This window comes from Alkalibaculum sporogenes (genome assembly GCF_009362815.1).
GTDB classification, from domain to species: Bacteria; Bacillota; Clostridia; order Eubacteriales; family Alkalibacteraceae; genus Alkalibaculum_A; species Alkalibaculum_A sporogenes.
Genome location: NZ_WHNX01000018.1, coordinates 19,919 through 39,443 on the forward strand (window position 1 = coordinate 19,919; position 19,525 = coordinate 39,443).

Sequence of the window (19,525 nt, forward strand, 5' to 3'; positions counted from 1 at the left end):
CTCATTATGTGTAACTGCTAATATATTTTAAATTTTCTTATTGCAATATTAGCTGTTTCTTGATTGATTCCTATGTATCTCAAAGTAACACTTGGATGACTATGATTAAAGATTGCTTGTAGTGTAACAACATCCTTTGTTTGTTTATAGAAGTGATATCCAAATGTTTTCCTTAATGTATGTGTACCGATTCCTTCAAGCCCGAATCTTTCGCCAGCTTCTCTTAAAATTTTATATGCCATGCTTCTACTTAATGGTTGATTATATCCTTCACGAGATTGGATAAGATATTGTTCAGAATCTGTCTTATCTTCTAGATAAAATTTTAGTTCCTTCTTTAGAATAGGATTAATTTCTACTACTTTCTGTTTACCAGTTTTCTTCTCTCTTATATTAATGTAAGTTTTATCTTTTACATCTGCAATCCTTAATTTCAAAATGTCACTAATTCTAAGGCCTGTATAAATCCCACATAAATACATTACATAGTTTCTTTCACAATTATTCTTTATATAAGATCCAATGTCTCTTACTAAATGTTGATCACGTATTGGTTGTACATAATTCATATTTTCACCTTCTTCTATTTTTTAGTTGTACATCTGTTAAGATATGAGTAACTGATAAGCAAAAAAAGAAACTGGATCACTCACAGTTTCTTACCTTCAACTTTACATAATAACTAATTGTGTTAAACTCCAAAAACAATCCTTAAACCCACTTAATACTAAGCAATTATTCTATTCTGAAATATTCAATTTTTTAATACCTTCATTATGTAAAATTCACTGTCTAAAAAAAGAAACTGCCTAAGCAGAATCTTCAATTTACTAATGATTACTGATAATGAACTCTCCATAGTTTCTTCTACCACTAATATCCTTGCATAAGGAATATCTAACCTCTTGCTCCATGATATGAAAACCTTTAAAGATATCTCTGATAAATTTATCCTTATTAATAGTGATCATGAACTTGCTTTTCATACTTTTACATAACTCAGCTAATTTTATGTACTGTTCATCTGTAAAATGTCCTACAGGATAATCACAGGTATTTCTATATGGAGGATCCATGAAGAAGAAAGTTTCTGGACTATCATAAATCCGAATAATATCTTCGAAACTCTTATTTTCGATGGTCACTCTTTTCAGTCTTTCATAGGTATTCAAAATATCATCATGAATTTTATCAATATTTAAATTACTCTTTCCCTTAGCTGTTCCAAAACTAGGATTTACTATACTGGAACCGAAGCCAGCCTTTACCAGGTAATAAAAAATATGAGCTCGCTCAATGCAATCCTCATATTCGTTTTGCTTATATATTTCTTTATACTGCATAAAGGTTTCTCTACTTATTAGTGTAAAGTTAAAACTTTCAATTAACTGATCAGGACAATTTTTCACTACCCACCAGAAATTCATTAGATTAGAATCATAGTCATTTAGAACTTCCCACTTAGATGCTTCTTTACCAAAGAGTAGCCACCCTGCCCCTCCAAACACTTCTACATATCCTTTATGATCAGGTATCATTGGGAGTAATTTCTTAATCATTCGAGACTTACCCCCTACCCAAGAAATTGGACTCTTCATATATTTACTTTTCATCTCCTATTTTTATTCACCAGTGGCTTTGGCATAAAAAAAGAACTGTTTTCACAGCTCCTTGGATTATGTATATCTTAACACAGTTAAGGTGACATAAAAGTGACATGTTATAAAATTAATTCACCATAATAATGATAATGTATAATATCAATAATTAGTTAACAAATGTAGTATTTTTTACCTTCCATTTTTCCAATGCAATACCTAGCCAAAAACTGTAAATTCCTAAAGTGATAATAGTGAAAAAAAGCCATTTAATCCAATTTCCAAATAATCCAACTGCACTTCCATTAAATTGTAGTCTTCTTCCTTCTATAACTGTATGATTAGTTTTCCACCCATATACCATACATAAAGCCCATGGATAACAGATACCGAATGTAAAACTAGTTATTAGTGCTCCCAATATAGACCATCCAATTAATTGAAGTAGCCCTCCATCAAAATATGAATCCTGTTTTACATTTTCTCGTTGCGCAATACCATCCATTGATCTACCTCCTCATTTTATATGCTTATTCTACACTATTTTCCAAATTAATACAATATTTTTACAAAAAAAGGCTTTATTAAAAATTGCTTCTATTTTATTCAATCCCAAACAAAACAATACCAACCTTCTCTATTATCCTTTTATTAATCCTAATAATTTGCCTTTCACTATAACCTAAGAAACTTGCTATATCTTTATACCTTATACACTTTTTATATTTCATTTCAACAATCTTTCTTTCGCCATCATCTAATAATGATATTGCATAGTCAATACTACTAATTACATTTTCTTTTATCTTAATTTCTTTTCCCCATGTTTCTTTTATTCTCTCTAAGCTCTCAAATTCATCCCCTACAGGATCACTAATTTTTCTATTATCGCTTTTAGCTAGTGATAGTCTTGTAGCCGAAACTCCCTGGTAATCGAGCTCGGCTAAATCTTTCTTTCTTAATTCTATATATCCCTTCAAAAACTTGTAATCATATAAAGCTTTCTCAGTCTTTTTATAATTGCTATCCACCTTTGTCATGTTACTCCCCCTTTGATGGAGATTATCTTTTAGTCTCTTTTATCTTTATTTCTTTACCGCACCATGGGCAATATTTAATACCTTTTATACTAAGTGCTAAAATTATAATTGCTCGATTGCAACAAATGTTCATGTCAAATTTCATCTACCCAACCTAGAATGGTAAATCATCATCTTCAATGGGAGTGAAATCATCTAAAGGTGTTCCAAATCCCTCTGAACTACTTTTGTCACTTTCCTTCTTGCTATCTAAAAATTGCACTTCCTCTGCAACAACTTCAACTACATACCTTTTCGTACCATCATTGGCATTATAACTCCTAGTTTGCAATCTCCCAAATATTGCAGCTTGGCTACCTTTATGTAAATACTTTGAACTATTTTCTCCCATTGACCCCCAAACAATTACTGAAATATAATCTGCTTGTTTTTTCTGGTCTTTCTTACCTCTTCTATCAATGGCTAAAGTAAAACCAGCTACTGGTGATCCTTGTGAAGTATATCTAAGTTCAGGCGCTTTCGTTAATCTACCAACTAACATTACTTTATTCATTTTCAAATCCCTCCATCTCAGTGATAAACTCTAAAAGCTCCGCTTTGTCATCATTTTCTAAATGAGATGCCACTGTGATTCCCCTTAATATATTAAACTTGGTATCATTATTCATTCACATACTCCCTTTCATTTGTATACTGATTTTGTTCTACCCTTTTCACCTCATCAAATCTAAAACTTTCTAAGCAGTTTCTATTTCTCAATTTAATTTCGCATAGTACGAAATATGGATAAACTTTTATTACTTTTGCAACTTCCTTTTGCTTAACTTTTTCATTATTCTCTCGAACATATCTATGTACTAAAACATTTTCACCTTCACTATAATTACTATCTACTTGTGCAGAGAAACTATCATTTTTATATGAGTGATACTCTTTTCTTTTTCTCAAGTATCTGACTCTCTTGCATTTTTCACTACAAGTAACTGAAACTGTTTTAGTTTCAAAAGTGATTCCACATTCCACGCATATTTTTTTCATGATCTTATCCTCTTAAATTTCTTTCATATTTTCTTTCTTACTATTCTTATTATGGATATAAGTTATATCTTGTACTTATAACCTCTACTGGCTATTTTAATTCTCTTAATTTATATTTAACTATCTCTTTCTCCCCTTTTATTCGTGATTTACTTGAAATGTGACCTATAGTCGCTTGGCAATTTCATATATTACGTTTACTGTTACTGAATTACCAGCTTGCTTGTAAAGTTGACTATCAGAATTTACTTCGGCTGCTCTTTCAAAATATTCATCAGGAAAGCCTTGAAGTCTAAAACACTCTTTTGCCGTAAATCTTCTGAGTTTGAACCCTGGCAATAACACACCACTTTGACAACTTGTTGTTAGTGTAGGTGATGCTTGTTTTTGCACTCTGCCTCTGCCAGTAGTTCCATTTATATAATCAAGTCTTATTCCATCACCTATAAAAGCTTTTGAATATCCTTGTTTTACATTGTCTTTTATTCTTACCGCTTGTGCATACTGTTCACGTTCAATAATGTACGACCCTGTTCCCTCTGCCCTATATCTTGCTGTAAGGCAATTTGCGATATTTTGTTGTCCTTGTAACTCAACAACCTTTCCACCGCTGTTTCCGATAGGAAATACTTCTCCTCCACTGTATTTTCCAAGATGTCCGACAATAAACACCCTTTCTCTGTTGTGGGGCACTCCGAGATTTTTGCTGTTAAGCACCTGATACTCGAACCAATACCCCAATTCCCCCAAAGTTGCGAGGATTGTTCCGAAAGTTTTTCCTCCATCGTGTGAAAGAAGTCCGGCAACATTTTCAGCGAAAAGATATTTAGGTTTTCGTACTGCCGCCAACCGCATGACTTCAAAGAATAGAGTTCCTCGTGTATCTTCGAAGCCACCTCTGTTTCCAGCAATGGAAAAGCTTTGACAAGGAAATCCGAAACAGTAGCAATCGGCATCTGGCAAATCTCCAGGCTCAACTGCTCGTATGTCTGTTGCATAAAATTCACTCTCCTTTGGCTTGTGCATCGCTGCGTAACTTTTATTCGCATATTTATCTATTTCTACATGACCTAGACACTCATGTCTAGCCATTTCCATTCCTAACCTAAAACCGCCAATACCACTAAATAAATCTAAAAACCTCACTTATGTAATCACCTCACTTGTTGCACATTTTATTCAATTTACGAAACACACTGCAATTCTTTCTGTGCCCCACAATCTAAACATAATTCTATTTTCACATACTTATCTTTATCAATTTTTCTCTTTGCTGGGATTGTAATATTGCCACAGTTACTACATACACATTGATGATTTATTTTCATAGCAATATTAGTTAACCGTTCAAACTCTTTCATATCTCCATTCATATATCTCACTACAGCTCTTGTGCAATGTTCTAATACTTCTTTAGTCAACCTTTACGCCCCCTTATTTTTATTCCTACCGAGTATCACTACCCAGTAAGGATCATCTACTGGAATGTAAGCTTTATTTTCTTTACCACACTTTGAACAAATCACTGTTTCTTTTAGGCACCAGGTACGCATGCCACATGTGCAATTATATTTTAGAAACCTATCATCTTTTCGCTTAAGCATAACTACCCTCAAAAGCACTCTTCATGTTTTTCAGTACTCTTAACTTTTCCGATGATATTGAATTGTTCTATGTTCTTACCGTCTTCACCTATCAGAGGAAAAAATATCTGATTAGGCTTATTTGGCAAACTATATTGTGATATTGCTCCTTGTCTTGTCATTGCTACAATATTTATGATTCTTTTCCGCTCAACGTCATAAGCTTGTTTCATCTATGCACCTCCAGACGATTGCAATTTTTCACGTGGAAATCATGATCACTTATACCGCAACTTGTACATCTTCGCACACCGAGATACTTATCACGCTTAAATAGCTTTACCTCGTTGCAATATGGGCAAAAGTACTTCCTTTTCAATTTATTTATCTTCACGTAGTCAGGTTTCACTTTGTCTACATAGAGCAGATCTGTGATATTAATTTGCCGAAGCATGAAAGTCACTTCCTAGACTGTTGCGAAGTAGTTTAGCCTCGATATCGTCATAATCATAATCATTGTGATCATTAGAAATTTTCTGTATTGCCCTACCTCCGCCACTTGGTGGTATCGGATTATTAGGCGGTGAATAATTTATATAATCTATATATGGTTCATCTGGTCCAAAAAATGTAGCTAAGTGCTTAATATATCTTTCTTCAAGTTTTTGAGCCCTGCAGTATCTTGCATAATTAATAGCAGCCTTCAACATAATCTCGGGATCGTGCTTTTGTTTCACTCTAGCAATAAATGCTTTTCGCGCTTTAGCCTTTTCTTTTCTACGCGGATATATAATCCATATCTTTTCAAATTCCTCAATATATTTATTGTCTTTGCGATCCTCATTCTTACTGTGGTCTGGATCCGCTCCCCTTGGTTCACTTTCACCAAGATTCTCAGCAGGGACTTCTTTACAAACATTCTGAATTTGATTTTCAGGCAAATCACACACATATGTTTTTTTGCTAATGCTACTGCTATTGCTTATGCTAATGCTAGAGATAGAGTATAGATACTCTATAAATACTCTATCTAAATACTCACTTTTCTTATTACAAATGCTAATAAAGCTCTCTGTGAATTCGAAGGTTTTAACTTCCTCAAGATCTTTTTTTATAGCAGCCTTTGCCTTTGGTGAATTGCTACTATTATGCTTAAACCAATTAAGAATCATTAGCTCACTATTTTCAAATGAATATAGTACTTTTCCGTACTCAATAAACTTATGTATTAGCTTCTTTACTGTATCCTGATTGTATCCAGTTTCATGTGCTATGTTTCGTATTGTAATCTGATAGATCCCAAGCAAATTGGTATAGTCATTTGTCATTAGGTATAAATAAAAATACTTCTCCTCCGGAGTCAAGTCTTGCATATCAACATCACACCAGAAAGAAGTCTCTATCTTTCGATATAATGCCATAATTATCCCTCCTCAGATATTTCACTAAATAAGTCGTTTATTTCAACCTCATTGGATACAATCTCACATTCATAGAACAACATTAAATTTATTAATGAAGATTTTAGATCATTTAGCAGCTTCAACTCTTCCTCTTCTTTCATAGTGACTGGTGCTAAATTTATGTTGTTTTTTATTTTCCTAAGTTCTTGATTTTTATATCTAATCTGGCAAGTTACATAATCTAAAACTTCTATCCTATTATTCTTGTCCATAATAATCCCCCAATAATTGTTTAATATCCTTGCAAACACTTTATTATCATGTCTTTAACTTCTTGTACTGAAAATACTTTGTCACCTTTGATCAAATCTAATTCTTTTAAAGTCTGTTTTGCCATTTGATCACATGTTTTAGGTAAATTCTTATTTACCTCTGCTAAACTATTCCAAAATTTATCAAATTGACTTTGATTTTCTCGTGTATTTTCATAGATCATTTATTTTTCCTCCTCAATTTAAAGCTAGCAAATATAATATTATTAGCAGGGGAGCACACTCTCCCCTCTCTATATAATTAAAAATTACAGTATGCAGTATAGGCATAACTTTCTGATCTCATATCCATCTGATTATTCATTTCACGCTCTAAATTTTTAATTGCCTTCTCATCAAGTCCTAATGCCTTTGCTGCTAAGATCATATAGCCAATTGCTTCTCCATTATTCATTTTTGGGCATCCTCCTTATTTTTTTTGCTAATTTTATAGTCAATATGATATAATTTATTAAAGATATTTTTTATCTAGCCTTGAGTTGAAATAGTTTGGTCGCTGTTCAACTCTTTTTTTATGCTTAATCTTAACTCTTGAATGGTCTTTTCCATCTTGTCAAAGAAATTCATGACAAAATCTAGTTCTACAATTTCACTATCATCTATAATTCCGTCCTCTGTAATATCCAACAACTTATCCTTTGCATCTTCTAATTCTCTAAGAGAACGAATCATTTGAAGGCTCACTACTGCTAAATCTTTGTTATCCAGTTTGTTATAATGATTTGCTCCAATGGGGCATTTGTCAGTGCAGTAATGATTAATTAAGAGGGGATCACCATATAGATCACTCATTAGTAATACTGATTCTGCTCCTGGTACACATTTATCTGTTTCCCATTTTCCAATTGTCTCTGGCTCTACATAAAGACTTCTAGAAGCTTCCTCCCTACTACTTATTCCAGCAAGTTTTCTAGCTCTGAAATACATATTTCCTATTGCTTTTGTTGCTTGGCGAGTCATTTTATTCTCACTTCCTTTCATTTATAATTAAGTTATAAAGAACTTTCTTTCGTAGTTGTCCATCATTTGCTCGTTTGAGCAGCCTTAGCCACTCTCCATATGTACTTTATCCTTCCTTCACTTCATCCCTCTTCAAACTCTCTTCAACCAAATGTTGTTTGTATGACTGATACATCTGCCGGGTGAATCTCTTCGATGCTTCCGGCAAAGCCTCCGGGTTAATGATTTCGACCGTAAGCCGTTTCTCATTTTTCTTAGGCACATGCTCACCCCCTTACTTTAAGTTATGTGTTACTATATTTGTCCTATCACTAATTACTCACACATCTCAATCATGGTATAATATTCATGAAAGGAGGTGTTGAAAATGATTCGTATTACATTTATAGATGGAGAGCATATCGATATTTCAAGGGATACGACGTTAATAGGTATTAATAATAGTTCAAGAAATAAACGAGATGAAACATTCTACTTACAACAGGAATATAACAGTATTGTCGATAATGGGTTAAGTCTATTAACGACAGATGAACGCCTAGGTATTACAGGCTTCATTTTGTCCTTTGATTGTTTTACACTCGGCGAAAGTGAAAATGAAACTATCTACTTAAAGTCAGCTGTTAAATCTATCTCTGTAATTTAAGTTTATGACGTCGTGCTATATTTTCTACTAGTACGACGTGATTACTATTTAATAAGTTATTAACCATTAACTCTTTCCATCTTTGATAGAATTCATATTCAAGCTTAGGTACATAAAATTTTTGAAGTACTTTATTTCCGTTTTTCTCGCATTTAACTTCATAATTTGAATATATCTGTAGTTCATCAACTATACTACTCGTAATAGAACTGTCAAAATTATTAATCTGAAATATCTTCATTTTGTCTTCCATACTTTTCCACCCCCCTACCCTGTTTCCTTTTCATCTATCGAAAGATTAATTTCTATCCTTACTCTTTCAATTTCTTAGTTATTTGTACGTAGTTCTTGTAATAGTTTCTGTTGTTTTTGCAGAAGTTTTTCCAACTCATTCATGCCTTCTAAGTTTATTGAAGTTTTTATTTTGACTCTTTCCAACTTTCTCACCCCCTAACTCTAATTAAACATATGGTACCTTTAACGTCTCAGGTTGATAAGACAACAAAATATTGACACTAGAAGAGCAAATAAAGCAACAATCAATTGAAAATTAATTTCCAACAAACCTTCCACCCCCCTACCCTGTTTCCTTAAAATTTTCATCATCATCAAAAAACTTTGTCCAATCAAACTCTAGAACAGATGCTATTTTTTTTGCTAGTTTTACAGATGGTAATCTTTCTCCTGCTTCAATTTTCCGGATGTATATTTCCGAACAACCTACTATATTTGATAATTGTTCTTGAGTGATCTCTTTTTTTGTCCTAAGTATTGACAGTTGCATTATTTATCCCCTCCTTTGATACGTATTGTATCAGATACATAATGTATCAGTCAATAGTTTTTGAAACTTTTTGTATATTTTATTGATTATGGATACACAGAGTATCTATAATCAAATTAGGAGTGATGCTTATGTTAGGTAATATTTTAAAAGAGTTACGTGGTGAAAGAAGTCAAGAGGAGATTTCAGAGCAATTAGGTATATCTAGAGCACGATATTCTCACTATGAAACTGATAGAAGAGAACCTGATATAGAAACTCTAAAATTGTTATCAGATTTTTATAAAGTATCCATAGATTACTTACTTGGCAAAACAAAGGATCCTATTCCTTACCATATAATTAGTGAAGACATAGAACTCACCCCAAAGGAACGTTTAAAAGAACTCTTTCAACATCCAAAAATTAGGGATAAAGAGCTTGCCTTTAAAGACTTTGATTCAATGGATGATGAAGATATAGAATCAATTATTGAATATGTAGAAGCTAGATATTTACTTGCTGAGAAGAGAAAAAACGACAATAGAGAATGACAACTACGGTTTAATAAGTGAGCCGTAGTTTTTTTTAAGTGTTATTGCATAATTTGTAATATAGGGTAAATAATTATTGATTTATCTGTTTTTATATCAATTATTGAATATTACCAGAAAAATATGATTAAAAATTAATTTTATAATGAATAAAGATAAATTAACTATCACAAGATGTTGTGATTCGAGGGGGAAAATTATGTATATTAAATGTGTTGAAATACAGAATTTTAGAAAACTTAAATCTTGTCGTATCGAATTTACTGAAGAAACAACTTTATTTGTTGGTGCAAATAATAGTGGAAAAACCTCCGCAATGGATGCTCTTGTAAAATTCTTAATTCGAAGTAATCAATTTACGATAATGGACTTTACCTTATCTAATTGGAGCGTTATTAATAACATAGGTATGAAATGGGAATCCAATTACAGTGAAAATATTAGTTTGGAATCATCAATAGATGAATGGAAAGATATACTACCTACTATGGATGTCTGGCTTCAAGTTGAAGAAAATGAAATACATTATGTAACACATCTTATACCCACTTTAAGCTGGAAAGGAGGTTTGTTAGGAGTTCGATTGAGACTTGAACCAAAAGATATTGATACTCTACTCTATGATTATTGTATATCAAGAGCTAAAGCTAAAAAAACCATATCTGATGCTCAAATAGATCACGGAGAGGATCCTATTGCTTTAGAACTATGGCCAAGAAATATGAGAGATTTTTTAGACAAAACTCTTCTAACTCATTTTACTATAAGAGCTTACTTACTAGATGATTCAAAATATAGAACTGTTAGCAATCATATAGTTACTCCACAAGATCTATCCAATGAAAATGAGCCATTAGATAAAGATCCTTTTAAAGGTTTAATCCTTATACATAACATAGATGCTCAGCGTGGTTTTTCTGATCCAGACAGAAAAAATGATTTATCAGAAAGTAACGTAACAAGTAATAAAAACGTTGGAATGCTTTCTTCACAGTTGAGAACATATTACTCTAAGCATTTAAATCCAACAATCGCCCCTAACTCTAAAGATATAGGAGCTTTAGATGCCATTGAAAGAGCACAAAAATCCTTTGATGAAAATTTAAAAAAGGGATTTGAAGAAGCAATTCTAGAACTAAGTAAATTAGGTTATCCTGGATTTTCTGATCCCAAGATAACAATATCTACAAAAATAAGACCTATTGATAGCCTAAATCATAATTCAGCTGTTCAATTTGAACTTATGAGTGAAAATCCTGAAAATAATACAGTTCCTTTAAGATTACCAGAACAATATAATGGTTTAGGTTATCAAAACCTAATTTCTATGGTTTTTAAGTTGATGCAATTTCGTGATGAATGGATGCAAGTAGGCAAATTAGAAGAAAGTTTAAAATCTGATAGTAGTTATTTGATACCCCCATTACACCTTGTCTTAATTGAAGAACCAGAAGCACACCTACATATTCAAGTCCAACAAGTCTTTATTAAAAAGGCATATGATATTTTACGTAATCATGAAAATTTAAAGGAAAATAATAATTTCACAACACAAATGGTTGTTAGTACACATTCCAGTAGTATTGCTCATGAAATGAACTTTAGTTGCCTCCGATATTTTCGTAGAATAGCTGTTATTAAAGAAGGTGAAGTACCCACAACTAATATAATAAATTTATCTGAAGTATTCGGTCAAAAAAATAAAGAAGATAAAATAGGTGAAACTAATCGATTTGTGAGCAGATATATAAAATCAACACATTGTGATTTATTCTTTGCAGATGCAGCTATATTAATAGAAGGTCCTGCAGAGCGAATGTTGATTCCTCATTTCATTCGACATAATTTTGTAAAATTAAATCAATCATATATTTCTTTGTTAGAAATAGGTGGTAGTCATGCTCATCGTTTAAAACCTTTAATTGAATCTTTAGGAATAACAACTTTAATAATTACTGACTTAGACTGTAAAGATCCTTCTACCGGAAAAAAAGTACAACCCTCTAAAAATAAAGGATTAGAAAGTAGAAATACAACTTTAAGAAGTTGGATTCCTGGAGAATCAAGTATCGATAAATTATTGAATCTAAATTCAGACGATAAAGTAAAAAAATCTGATGATTTTTTTAATATACGAGTAGCTTATCAGTATCCTATTAATATTAAATTAGACAAAAATACTACTGTAGATGCATTGTCGAATACATTTGAAGATGCATTAGTCTTCAGTAATTTAGATACCTTTAAAAAGCTAGAGGGAAATGGATTAATTAAAAAATTTAACGATGTAATTAATAAAAGTACAAAGGTTACAGAATTAGAAGATAGTTTTTTTAATATATTAAAGAGTTCAAATACAAATAAAGGTGAATTTTCTTTAGATCTGCTTTATTTAGAAGATCCCGAAACTCTAAATATACCAAACTATATTCATGAAGGTTTAACCTGGTTACAAGAGCAATTAGAAACAAAAAAAGAATGTGTTATAAAACATTCTTTACAAAAAATTCAGATACCTGTAACGGAGGGTATTTAAATGAACGTTAATAGCGATAATCATTTTGATGATCATATAGATGAGGATATTATAGAATGTCTAAATTTAAAAAATCCTAAAAGTTTTTTTTTATTCGCTGGTGCAGGGTCAGGAAAAACTCGCTCGTTAGTTGAAACACTTAGCGAATTTAAAAAAAATAATGGTAAACAGTTAAGACGATATGGTAAACGTGTAGCAATTATTACATATACTAACGCAGCTTGTGAAGAAATTAAAAGTCGTTTAGAATATGATTCATTATTTTCCGTGTCTACTATTCATAGTTTTATTTGGGATTTAATTAAAAATTTTCAAAGTGATATTAAAGATTGGTTAACTATAAATCTTAAAGAACAAATTAAAGATTTGGAACTTCAGAATAAAAATGGTCGATCAGGAACTAAAACCGCAATAAATCGTGAGAAAAGTATTGAAAGCAAAAAGAAAAGATTAGAAAACCTAAAATCCATTAAATCATTTATATATAACCCTAATGGAGATAATCGTACAAGAGATTCATTAAATCACTCAGAAGTAATAAATATTGGTGCTTCTTTTTTAAATAATGACTTAATGCAAAAGATATTAATTAAAGGTTTCCCAATTCTTCTAATAGATGAAAGTCAAGATACAAATAAGAATTTAATGAACGCCTTTCTTTTAGTTCAAAAAATGCATTCTAATGAATTTTTACTGGGACTATTTGGTGATACAATGCAACGTATATATAATGATGGTAAAGTAGATTTAGGAATAGATCTACCAGAAGATTGGATGAAACCGGCTAAAATAATGAATCATCGCTGTCCTCCAAGAATAGTTAAATTAATTAATAAAATTAGATCTTCAGTTGATCAACAACAACAAAGGCCTAGAGCAGATAAAAAAGAGGGTACTGTAAGGTTATTTCTTTCAAATAATTCACCCAATAAAGATTTAACAGAGAAAAATGTAACTGAAAAAATGGCTATAATTACAAATGATTCGTTATGGTGTTCAGATTCTAAAACTCTTATTCTTGAACATCATATGGCAGCAAGTAGAATGGGATTTATAGACTTATTTGAACCTCTATATAAAGCTGATGTCCATGGATTATTGGATGGTTCAATCCCTGAATTAAGATTCTTTACACAACTTATTCTGCCAATAAAAATTGCAAAGGACCATGAGGATCAGTTTTCTATCGCTCGTATCGCAAGAACTTACTCTAATTTAATGAGTAAACAAAGTATGTCAGAAAAAAAAGATAATCAGTTAGATTTAATTCAAGCTACCAATGAAGCAGTAAGTCAGTTGTTATCACTCTGGGAAAATAACAACGACCCTCTTCTAATTGATATATTAAAATGTGTAGCTAAAACAAATCTATTTAATATTCCACATAGTCTATATCCTATAGTATATAGAGATGAGAAAAAAATTATAAAACTTGAAGATACAACAGAAAATGGTGAAACGACTATATTTGATACTTGGGAAAAATGCTTAAGTACACCATTTAGTCAAATTATTAAATATGATACATATACTACTGATCAGTCCAATTTTGCTACTCATCAAGGTGTAAAAGGTCTTGAATTTCCACGTGTCATAGTTATCATTGATGATAGTGAAGCAAAAGGTTTTTCTTTTAGTTATGAAAGGTTATTTGGAGCAAAAGAAAAAACCACCACAGACTTGAAAAATATAAAGGAAGGTAAAGAAACTAGCATTGAACGTACACGACGATTATTTTATGTGACATGTAGTCGTGCTAAAGAAAGTTTAGCAATTGTTGCATATTCATCTAACCCTGAAAAGATAAAAAAATCCGTATTAGCAGAAAAATGGTTTGATGAAAAAGAAATAGAATTTATTTAAATATATTTGGAGGGATTTCTAATGAAATTTGCAACTGCTAAAGAAATAATTCAATTATTAGAAGATAATGATATATACTCTGCTGTTGGTAACATATCGATGAATTTAAACGGTACTTCTGTAGTAATTAAACAGAATGATACTGTAGGAAACATTTTACAAGAATGGCTTGGTCAATTTCTTAAGGAACAAGATATTTATTTTCGTCCAGCGAGAGGTCAAACATTTCCTGATTTTTATTTAAGTGAATATGATGACAGAAATTTGTGTGAGATGAAAACATATCTTGCAAATAAAAGCCCTGCATTTGATATTGCTAATTTTTTAGGTTACACTAACTCTCTAGTTTCATCCCCATATAGACTTGATAGTGATTATTTAATTTGTTCTTACTTAAGTGATGAATTTGGAAATATTTCAATTAAAGAAATGTGGTGTAAGAAGGTTTGGGAAATAGCTGGACCAGCTATTGATTATCCACTTAAATGTCAAAGAAAAAATGGACAAATAGTAAATATAAGGCCTGTTAGTTGGATGTCTGAAAGATCTAAACTAAGACCTTTTTCATGCAAAGAAGAATTTTTGGTTGCATTATATCAGACTCATCTTACATATACAAACCAAGCTAGAGTTTCAAGAGCATGGTTAAAACAGATAGTAGATGGATATCAGATATTTTGTGGAGAAGATATGGCGTATAAAATTGATAATTTTTGGTAAATAGTTAGAGAGATTAACCCTCTCTAACTATTATTATTAATATAAGAAACAGCTAAACGTTTAGCGATTTCTTTGATAACAGGAATACAAACTGTATTACCTAATAAATCAAATGCTTCTTTTTCTTTTAAAAAAGATAAATCATAATCTTCAGGGAAGCCACTTAATCTCTGTGCTTCACGTATAGTTAAACGTCTTAATCCTCCATTATCTACTACTCCAAGGCGTGATACATCCATAGCCACTAGCGTTGGCGCTAATCGATTTGGATCTAAAATCTTAGTAAATTCAAATGATAGCTTACCAGCTACAATATTATAACCTTTTGGTTTTGTTGTGTCGGGAACTCTTTTATCTTCTACAAGTTTTCGTGGATACTCTATTTTTAAGTAACCTTTGTTAACCAAATCATTTAGACTATCTTCTATATCTGGACTATTAATAAAAGTTTGAATTTGATTTAATGTTAAAGGCATACCATCCATCCAATCAATCCCAATTTCTTCTGCCCACTTTTTTTTTCGTCTTTCTCTTAAAAGCTTATTAAGTAAAATTCTTTGTTCTTGTGTTGTTTCTCCCTTTAACTCAATTTCCCAACTATGTATATTATCTGTACCACCACGTTTATCTTTAATAGCTTTTCCAATAACTTCTTCTGGTTTGAAGTTTTTAAAAAGTTTTTTAGTGAAAAGAGAATTAACTGTAGGAATTCCATGTTCTAAAATATCTCCTAGAACCTGTGTCGAAACCGGAAAATTATCTAAATTTATTTTGTATTTCTTAGTTCCTACAATATATACCCTTTTTCTTGATTGCGCCATGCCAAAATATTTACTATCTAATAATTTCCAAGACACTTCATAATCTAATCTTTCTAATTTATCAATAATGACTTCTAATGTTTTTCCTTTATTGTGATTTACTAGTCCTTCTACATTTTCTAATAAAAAACCATATGGCTTTTTATTCATTATTATTCTTTCGATTTCAAAGAATAATGTCCCTCTAGTATCAGTAAAACCCAGTCCTTTTCCTGCAGATGAAAATGGTTGACATGGAAAACCAGCTAATAAGAAATCAAAATCATCTATACTATTACTCTTTATTGTTGTAATATCTCCAGAGACTTTTTCACCTTGAAAATAGTTTTCATAAGCTTTAATTGCATACTCTTTAATTTCGCTACTAAAAACACATTGTGTTTCTAATCCTTTTTCATGTAGAGCTTGTTCAAAACCAAGTCTTATTCCCCCCAAACCTGCAAATAAATCAATAAATCTAATAGGACGATTAATATCATCTTTTAGTAATTGAATTTGTGTTTCAATTAATGAACGACATTTTTCAGAAAAACTGTCACCGGATGCGTACATATTTATATCATTTATAAGTTTATTAGTTATATATAATTTACAACCAGTCTTTTTTTCATTCTCTGGGAGCTCATTTCTACCAGCTCCCTCACGTTTACCACCTTGCATATTATCAGTTCTCCTTTAAAGTATAAGATAATTATATCTTATATATTTTGATTTTTCAACCCTATAAATCAAAATAACTATTGTTTTTAGAACATATGTTCTGATATAATGTATTAACATTATACTCTAAATTTACTCATATTTAAAGGAGGTAATAAATGTTTTTTCGAATGCTTCAACGTGCCAATTTTCTCCTAACTGAATATCAAATTTTTGACTTTCCTATACAGTTAGATACCATTGACCAGATTATTAAAGATCTGAATATTAAAATCATAATAAAAAACAATCTCAAATCTTCTATGTATCTAGATGGCGAGTTAACTATTGGAGACTATGTTTCCCAGCAATACCGTGAGAATCTTATACATGAAGTGTGTCATATTACTCAACATGCAGCAAATGCGTTTAATAATGATAATACTACTATTGCTAAGAATGAAGCGCAAGCGAACGCCTTCGCTGCTTACTTCCTCATGCCTGTCTTCATCTTCGAATCAGATCTATCACAAGGATGCAACGATTTTGAACTATCTGAAAACTTTGGAGTAAATATTGAATTTGTACGCTACCGAAAAACTCTCACTGAAAGTCTTATACATATTGGCTACTTCGATGAAATATATAATACTAAGGTGATGAAATGAAAATAGCTATCTATAGTCGTAAATCTATTGAGACAGATACTGGTGAGAGTATAAAGAATCAAATTAATATGTGTAAGGAATACTTCAATCATAAATACTCTGATTGTAAATTTGAGATATTTGAGGATGAAGGTTTTTCTGGTGGTAATATTAATCGACCTGACTTTAAACGAATGATGGAGCTTGTGAAGTTTAAGCAGTTTGATGTAGTTGCAGTATACAAGATTGATAGGATTGCTAGAAATATCGTTGACTTTGTAAATGTTTATGATGAATTAGATAAAATGGGGGTTCAACTTGTTAGTATTACGGAAGGTTTTGATCCTACTACTCCTGCAGGTAAAATGATGATGTTGCTTCTTGCTAGTTTCTCTGAAATGGAGCGAATGAATATCTCTCAAAGGGTTAGAGACAATATGCGTGAGCTGGCTAAATTGGGCTACTGGAGCGGTGGTTCTCCTCCTACTGGGTACAACTCAACACGAATTGATTTGAATGGTAAAAGCGTTGCTTTTTTAGTAGCTAATGACGAGCTAGTTAATATTAAAACTATATTTGAAATGTACGCAAGTGGTCACTTCCCTATGGAGATCACAAATTATTTTAAAGAAAAAGGATTCAACTACCCTACCGATTCAATCTTAGATTTTATTAAAAATCCAACCTATTTGAAATCCACTCCTGAGAGCATTCACTATCTGAAACAGCAAGGGTATAAAATCTATGGAGAGCCCAATGAATGCGGTTTCCTCCCCTACAATCGTAGACCTAGAAAAAATGGTATTCGTTTCAATGGTGAAAAGATCGTAGGTGTATCGACTCATGTAGCAATTATCGATATTGATTTATGGATAAGGACACAACAAAAGCTTAAGGAGAGATTTCAGGCACCTCGCCCTCGTGAAAGTCAATTCTCCTGGTTATCTGGATTAGTAAAATGTAGATGTGGCTCAGGTATGTATGTTATAAATGGTCATAAAAGAAAAGATGGCACTCGCCCCTACTCTTTTAAGTGCAGCGCCAATGCGAAGGATAGCACGTTATGTAATAACAGATCTATTCGTGTGGAAAGAGTAGAAAGTGAAGTATTAGCATTTCTAGAACGATTGCTGAATAGAGAAGAATTAGAATCATTAAGTAAATCGAATGATAACTTAGACGTTGATAAAAATATAAAGCTTTTACATAAAAAAATAGATAGTAATACATCTTCAATCAATAACCTCATTGATAAGCTAATGATCCTATCAAATGAAGCCTCTGATTTTATCACGAAAAAGATAGAACAACTAAGTAAGGAAACAAATACATTGAAAGATGAATTGCTAAAATTTGAGCGATCAAAGTTCATAGATAACTTAGATAAGAAAAATATTGATGTGCTGCACCAGCAAATTACTAATTTCTTAGAGTTAGAAAATGATGTAGATCTGAAAAGAAATAATATAAGAAGTATCATAAAGTCTATCATCTGGGATAGTGAACATGATAAGATAAGTATAGAAATAGTAAAATAATACATTGCTAAAGATGATTAGATTTTTGTTATTGGAGGTAACTATGAAAAATACAAAAACATGTTCGAAATGTAATTCAAAAAATATTATAAGAATACCGGGTAAAGCAGGAGCGTACGGTTCAGGAAATAATATCATGACTGGAATGAGTATTTTTAGTGCTGTAAAGATAACAAGATATCTGTGCTGTGAATGCGGATATTCAGAAGAATGGATTGAAGATAAAAAAGATATTGATAAACTTATAGTTAAATATAATAATCGCTACTAAAGCCCGTGGTCAGGTGGTCCGCCAATGGCCGTTTCTCCCATTAATGAAGTAAGAAGAGTTATGGAATACGCCATTACTAGAATTCCACGTGATAAATTAATGATGGGTATACCTTTATATGGATATGATTGGACTTTGCCTTATGTTCCTGGTGGTCAATGGGCTCGAGTAGTAAGTCCACAACGAGCTATCGAATTAGCTAGACAGTATGGAGCCACTATTAGTTACGATTATACTGCACAAGCACCATATTTTAATTACTACGATGCAGAAGGAAGACAACACGTAGTGTGGTTTGAAGACGCTAGAAGCATACAAGCAAAATTTAATCTAGTTAAAAGTCTTGGAATTCGGGGATTTTTCTATTGGGTTCTTGGACCAGATTTCCCTCAAAACTGGTTGCTTATAGAAGATAATTTTACTGTTATTAAGGTATAGTTTTTCAAAAATTACTATTAAACTTTATCTCATCTAAAGGACCTCCTTATACAAAGCTTTTTTAAAATACTCTTTCTCAACAATTACTTTGATTAAACGCAAGTAATATTAGATTGAGTATTTTTATGATGCTAA

At 31.7% G+C, this 19,525-nt stretch carries 28 protein-coding genes and 1 pseudogene; 9 read left to right on the top strand and 20 right to left on the bottom strand.

Features of this window, described 5'->3' with window-relative positions; translation table 11 throughout:
- Nucleotides 1-17: 17 nt before the first annotated feature.
- The 17 genes from GC105_RS11500 to GC105_RS16945 form a co-directional block, all read right to left on the bottom strand.
- Nucleotides 18-569 carry a site-specific integrase gene (locus GC105_RS11500; protein WP_152804896.1) on the bottom strand — a complete coding sequence of 184 codons (552 nt, stop codon included), beginning with the start codon at nt 567-569 and terminating at the stop codon, nt 18-20.
- A 261-nt stretch (nt 570-830) separates the two neighbouring features.
- Nucleotides 831-1,613: a Dam family site-specific DNA-(adenine-N6)-methyltransferase gene (locus tag GC105_RS11505; RefSeq protein ID WP_152804898.1), complete on the bottom strand. Its 783-nt coding sequence runs from the start codon at nt 1,611-1,613 to the stop codon at nt 831-833.
- A 154-nt stretch (nt 1,614-1,767) separates the two neighbouring features.
- A complete protein-coding gene (locus GC105_RS11510) occupies nt 1,768-2,103 on the bottom strand; it encodes a YjgN family protein (protein WP_152804900.1) in 336 nt (111 codons plus the stop codon).
- 97 nt (nt 2,104-2,200) lie between these two features.
- Entirely contained in the window at nt 2,201-2,638 is a 438-nt protein-coding gene (locus GC105_RS11515; RefSeq protein WP_152804902.1) for a hypothetical protein, read from the bottom strand.
- Nucleotides 2,639-2,792: 154 nt separating this feature from the next.
- A complete protein-coding gene (locus GC105_RS11520) occupies nt 2,793-3,191 on the bottom strand; it encodes a single-stranded DNA-binding protein (protein WP_152804904.1) in 399 nt (132 codons plus the stop codon).
- Nucleotides 3,184-3,306: a hypothetical protein gene (locus GC105_RS17495; RefSeq protein WP_281350118.1), complete on the bottom strand. Its 123-nt coding sequence runs from the start codon at nt 3,304-3,306 to the stop codon at nt 3,184-3,186. Before GC105_RS17495 ends, GC105_RS11520 begins: the two co-directional genes overlap by 8 nt.
- Entirely contained in the window at nt 3,299-3,676 is a 378-nt protein-coding gene (locus GC105_RS11525; protein ID WP_152804906.1) for a hypothetical protein, read from the bottom strand. The genes GC105_RS17495 and GC105_RS11525 overlap by 8 nt, the downstream gene beginning before the upstream one ends.
- Before the next feature lie 165 nt (nt 3,677-3,841).
- Entirely contained in the window at nt 3,842-4,822 is a 981-nt protein-coding gene (locus GC105_RS11530) for a DNA cytosine methyltransferase (protein ID WP_343030020.1), read from the bottom strand.
- Nucleotides 4,823-4,860: 38 nt separating this feature from the next.
- Nucleotides 4,861-5,097 carry a hypothetical protein gene (locus GC105_RS11535; protein ID WP_152804908.1) on the bottom strand — a complete coding sequence of 79 codons (237 nt, stop codon included), beginning with the start codon at nt 5,095-5,097 and terminating at the stop codon, nt 4,861-4,863.
- A 3-nt stretch (nt 5,098-5,100) separates the two neighbouring features.
- Entirely contained in the window at nt 5,101-5,280 is a 180-nt protein-coding gene (locus GC105_RS11540) for a hypothetical protein (protein ID WP_152804910.1), read from the bottom strand.
- Nucleotides 5,281-5,288: 8 nt separating this feature from the next.
- Nucleotides 5,289-5,492 (bottom strand): hypothetical protein, encoded by a 204-nt coding sequence (locus GC105_RS11545; RefSeq protein ID WP_152804912.1) that lies wholly within the window; start codon nt 5,490-5,492, stop codon nt 5,289-5,291.
- Between the two features lie 204 nt (nt 5,493-5,696).
- The gene (locus GC105_RS11550) at nt 5,697-6,680 is read right to left on the bottom strand and encodes a hypothetical protein (RefSeq protein ID WP_152804915.1); all 984 of its coding nucleotides are present in this window, start codon (nt 6,678-6,680) and stop codon (nt 5,697-5,699) included.
- Nucleotides 6,681-6,682: 2 nt separating this feature from the next.
- The gene (locus tag GC105_RS11555) at nt 6,683-6,934 is read right to left on the bottom strand and encodes a hypothetical protein (RefSeq protein ID WP_152804917.1); all 252 of its coding nucleotides are present in this window, start codon (nt 6,932-6,934) and stop codon (nt 6,683-6,685) included.
- 20 nt (nt 6,935-6,954) lie between these two features.
- Nucleotides 6,955-7,158: a hypothetical protein gene (locus GC105_RS11560; RefSeq protein ID WP_152804919.1), complete on the bottom strand. Its 204-nt coding sequence runs from the start codon at nt 7,156-7,158 to the stop codon at nt 6,955-6,957.
- Nucleotides 7,159-7,235: 77 nt separating this feature from the next.
- Nucleotides 7,236-7,388: a hypothetical protein gene (locus GC105_RS16940; RefSeq protein ID WP_193708402.1), complete on the bottom strand. Its 153-nt coding sequence runs from the start codon at nt 7,386-7,388 to the stop codon at nt 7,236-7,238.
- Between the two features lie 74 nt (nt 7,389-7,462).
- Nucleotides 7,463-7,975, bottom strand: a complete 513-nt coding sequence (locus tag GC105_RS11565) for a helix-turn-helix transcriptional regulator (RefSeq protein ID WP_193708403.1) — start codon at nt 7,973-7,975, stop codon at nt 7,463-7,465.
- An 85-nt stretch (nt 7,976-8,060) separates the two neighbouring features.
- Entirely contained in the window at nt 8,061-8,216 is a 156-nt protein-coding gene (locus GC105_RS16945; protein ID WP_193708404.1) for a hypothetical protein, read from the bottom strand.
- A gap of 105 nt (nt 8,217-8,321) precedes the next feature.
- On the opposite strand from GC105_RS16945, the gene GC105_RS11570 reads away from it, so the two are divergent.
- Nucleotides 8,322-8,600, top strand: coding sequence for a hypothetical protein (locus GC105_RS11570; protein WP_152804923.1), 279 nt, complete (start codon nt 8,322-8,324; stop codon nt 8,598-8,600).
- Here GC105_RS11570 and GC105_RS11575 read toward each other — a convergent pair.
- Nucleotides 8,584-8,853, bottom strand: a complete 270-nt coding sequence (locus GC105_RS11575) for a hypothetical protein (RefSeq protein ID WP_152804925.1) — start codon at nt 8,851-8,853, stop codon at nt 8,584-8,586. The two genes, GC105_RS11570 and GC105_RS11575, sit on opposite strands and share 17 nt — an antisense overlap.
- A gap of 324 nt (nt 8,854-9,177) precedes the next feature.
- Complete coding sequence (locus GC105_RS11580) at nt 9,178-9,384, bottom strand: helix-turn-helix transcriptional regulator (RefSeq protein WP_152804927.1); 207 nt, start codon at nt 9,382-9,384, stop codon at nt 9,178-9,180.
- 131 nt (nt 9,385-9,515) lie between these two features.
- Here GC105_RS11580 and GC105_RS11585 point away from each other — a divergent pair, with 131 nt between their 5' ends.
- The 4 genes from GC105_RS11585 to GC105_RS11600 all read left to right on the top strand — a co-directional run bounded on the left by GC105_RS11585 (nt 9,516) and on the right by GC105_RS11600 (nt 15,036).
- Nucleotides 9,516-9,917, top strand: a complete 402-nt coding sequence (locus GC105_RS11585) for a helix-turn-helix domain-containing protein (RefSeq protein WP_152804929.1) — start codon at nt 9,516-9,518, stop codon at nt 9,915-9,917.
- Between the two features lie 199 nt (nt 9,918-10,116).
- Nucleotides 10,117-12,453 carry an AAA family ATPase gene (locus GC105_RS11590; protein WP_152804931.1) on the top strand — a complete coding sequence of 779 codons (2,337 nt, stop codon included), beginning with the start codon at nt 10,117-10,119 and terminating at the stop codon, nt 12,451-12,453.
- On the top strand, nt 12,454-14,316 hold the full coding sequence (locus tag GC105_RS11595) for a UvrD-helicase domain-containing protein (RefSeq protein ID WP_152804933.1): 1,863 nt from the start codon (nt 12,454-12,456) through the stop codon (nt 14,314-14,316).
- A 21-nt stretch (nt 14,317-14,337) separates the two neighbouring features.
- Nucleotides 14,338-15,036 (top strand): NgoBV family restriction endonuclease, encoded by a 699-nt coding sequence (locus tag GC105_RS11600; protein ID WP_152804935.1) that lies wholly within the window; start codon nt 14,338-14,340, stop codon nt 15,034-15,036.
- A gap of 23 nt (nt 15,037-15,059) precedes the next feature.
- Here the strand turns inward: GC105_RS11600 and dcm are convergent, their stop codons facing one another.
- Nucleotides 15,060-16,517 (bottom strand): DNA (cytosine-5-)-methyltransferase, encoded by a 1,458-nt coding sequence (gene dcm, locus GC105_RS11605; protein WP_152804937.1) that lies wholly within the window; start codon nt 16,515-16,517, stop codon nt 15,060-15,062.
- Between the two features lie 158 nt (nt 16,518-16,675).
- Here dcm and GC105_RS11610 point away from each other — a divergent pair, with 158 nt between their 5' ends.
- The 4 genes and pseudogenes from GC105_RS11610 to GC105_RS11625 form a co-directional block, all read left to right on the top strand.
- Nucleotides 16,676-17,164 (top strand): ImmA/IrrE family metallo-endopeptidase, encoded by a 489-nt coding sequence (locus tag GC105_RS11610; RefSeq protein ID WP_152804939.1) that lies wholly within the window; start codon nt 16,676-16,678, stop codon nt 17,162-17,164.
- Nucleotides 17,161-18,681 (top strand): recombinase family protein, encoded by a 1,521-nt coding sequence (locus GC105_RS11615; RefSeq protein WP_152804941.1) that lies wholly within the window; start codon nt 17,161-17,163, stop codon nt 18,679-18,681. The genes GC105_RS11610 and GC105_RS11615 overlap by 4 nt, the downstream gene beginning before the upstream one ends.
- 43 nt (nt 18,682-18,724) lie before the next feature.
- Nucleotides 18,725-18,952: a hypothetical protein gene (locus GC105_RS11620; RefSeq protein ID WP_152804943.1), complete on the top strand. Its 228-nt coding sequence runs from the start codon at nt 18,725-18,727 to the stop codon at nt 18,950-18,952.
- 6 nt (nt 18,953-18,958) lie between these two features.
- Nucleotides 18,959-19,390: pseudogene (locus GC105_RS11625) on the top strand (glycosyl hydrolase family 18 protein); the annotation flags it as partial.
- Between the last annotated feature and the right edge of the window lie 135 nt (nt 19,391-19,525).

Bases quoted from the DNA above. Each gene is read 5' to 3' on its own strand.
- GC105_RS11525 (WP_152804906.1), bottom strand. From the start codon at position 3,676: ATGAAAAAAATATGCGTGGAATGTGGAATCACTTTTGAAACTAAAACA.
- GC105_RS11520 (WP_152804904.1), bottom strand. From the start codon at position 3,191: ATGAATAAAGTAATGTTAGTTGGTAGATTAACGAAAGCGCCTGAACTT.
- GC105_RS11590 (WP_152804931.1), top strand. From the start codon at position 10,117: ATGTATATTAAATGTGTTGAAATACAGAATTTTAGAAAACTTAAATCT.
- GC105_RS11565 (WP_193708403.1), bottom strand. From the start codon at position 7,975: ATGAAAGGAAGTGAGAATAAAATGACTCGCCAAGCAACAAAAGCAATA.
- GC105_RS11585 (WP_152804929.1), top strand. From the start codon at position 9,516: ATGTTAGGTAATATTTTAAAAGAGTTACGTGGTGAAAGAAGTCAAGAG.
- GC105_RS11515 (WP_152804902.1), bottom strand. From the start codon at position 2,638: ATGACAAAGGTGGATAGCAATTATAAAAAGACTGAGAAAGCTTTATAT.
- GC105_RS11550 (WP_152804915.1), bottom strand. From the start codon at position 6,680: ATGGCATTATATCGAAAGATAGAGACTTCTTTCTGGTGTGATGTTGAT.
- GC105_RS11610 (WP_152804939.1), top strand. From the start codon at position 16,676: ATGTTTTTTCGAATGCTTCAACGTGCCAATTTTCTCCTAACTGAATAT.
- GC105_RS11570 (WP_152804923.1), top strand. From the start codon at position 8,322: ATGATTCGTATTACATTTATAGATGGAGAGCATATCGATATTTCAAGG.
- GC105_RS11555 (WP_152804917.1), bottom strand. From the start codon at position 6,934: ATGGACAAGAATAATAGGATAGAAGTTTTAGATTATGTAACTTGCCAG.
- GC105_RS17495 (WP_281350118.1), bottom strand. From the start codon at position 3,306: ATGAATAATGATACCAAGTTTAATATATTAAGGGGAATCACAGTGGCA.
- GC105_RS11505 (WP_152804898.1), bottom strand. From the start codon at position 1,613: ATGAAAAGTAAATATATGAAGAGTCCAATTTCTTGGGTAGGGGGTAAG.
- dcm (WP_152804937.1), bottom strand. From the start codon at position 16,517: ATGCAAGGTGGTAAACGTGAGGGAGCTGGTAGAAATGAGCTCCCAGAG.
- GC105_RS16940 (WP_193708402.1), bottom strand. From the start codon at position 7,388: ATGAATAATGGAGAAGCAATTGGCTATATGATCTTAGCAGCAAAGGCA.
- GC105_RS11560 (WP_152804919.1), bottom strand. From the start codon at position 7,158: ATGATCTATGAAAATACACGAGAAAATCAAAGTCAATTTGATAAATTT.
- GC105_RS11500 (WP_152804896.1), bottom strand. From the start codon at position 569: ATGAATTATGTACAACCAATACGTGATCAACATTTAGTAAGAGACATT.
- GC105_RS11575 (WP_152804925.1), bottom strand. From the start codon at position 8,853: ATGGAAGACAAAATGAAGATATTTCAGATTAATAATTTTGACAGTTCT.
- GC105_RS11615 (WP_152804941.1), top strand. From the start codon at position 17,161: ATGAAAATAGCTATCTATAGTCGTAAATCTATTGAGACAGATACTGGT.
- GC105_RS11595 (WP_152804933.1), top strand. From the start codon at position 12,454: ATGAACGTTAATAGCGATAATCATTTTGATGATCATATAGATGAGGAT.
- GC105_RS11600 (WP_152804935.1), top strand. From the start codon at position 14,338: ATGAAATTTGCAACTGCTAAAGAAATAATTCAATTATTAGAAGATAAT.
- GC105_RS11540 (WP_152804910.1), bottom strand. From the start codon at position 5,280: ATGCTTAAGCGAAAAGATGATAGGTTTCTAAAATATAATTGCACATGT.
- GC105_RS11545 (WP_152804912.1), bottom strand. From the start codon at position 5,492: ATGAAACAAGCTTATGACGTTGAGCGGAAAAGAATCATAAATATTGTA.
- GC105_RS11510 (WP_152804900.1), bottom strand. From the start codon at position 2,103: ATGGATGGTATTGCGCAACGAGAAAATGTAAAACAGGATTCATATTTT.
- GC105_RS11580 (WP_152804927.1), bottom strand. From the start codon at position 9,384: ATGCAACTGTCAATACTTAGGACAAAAAAAGAGATCACTCAAGAACAA.
- GC105_RS11620 (WP_152804943.1), top strand. From the start codon at position 18,725: ATGAAAAATACAAAAACATGTTCGAAATGTAATTCAAAAAATATTATA.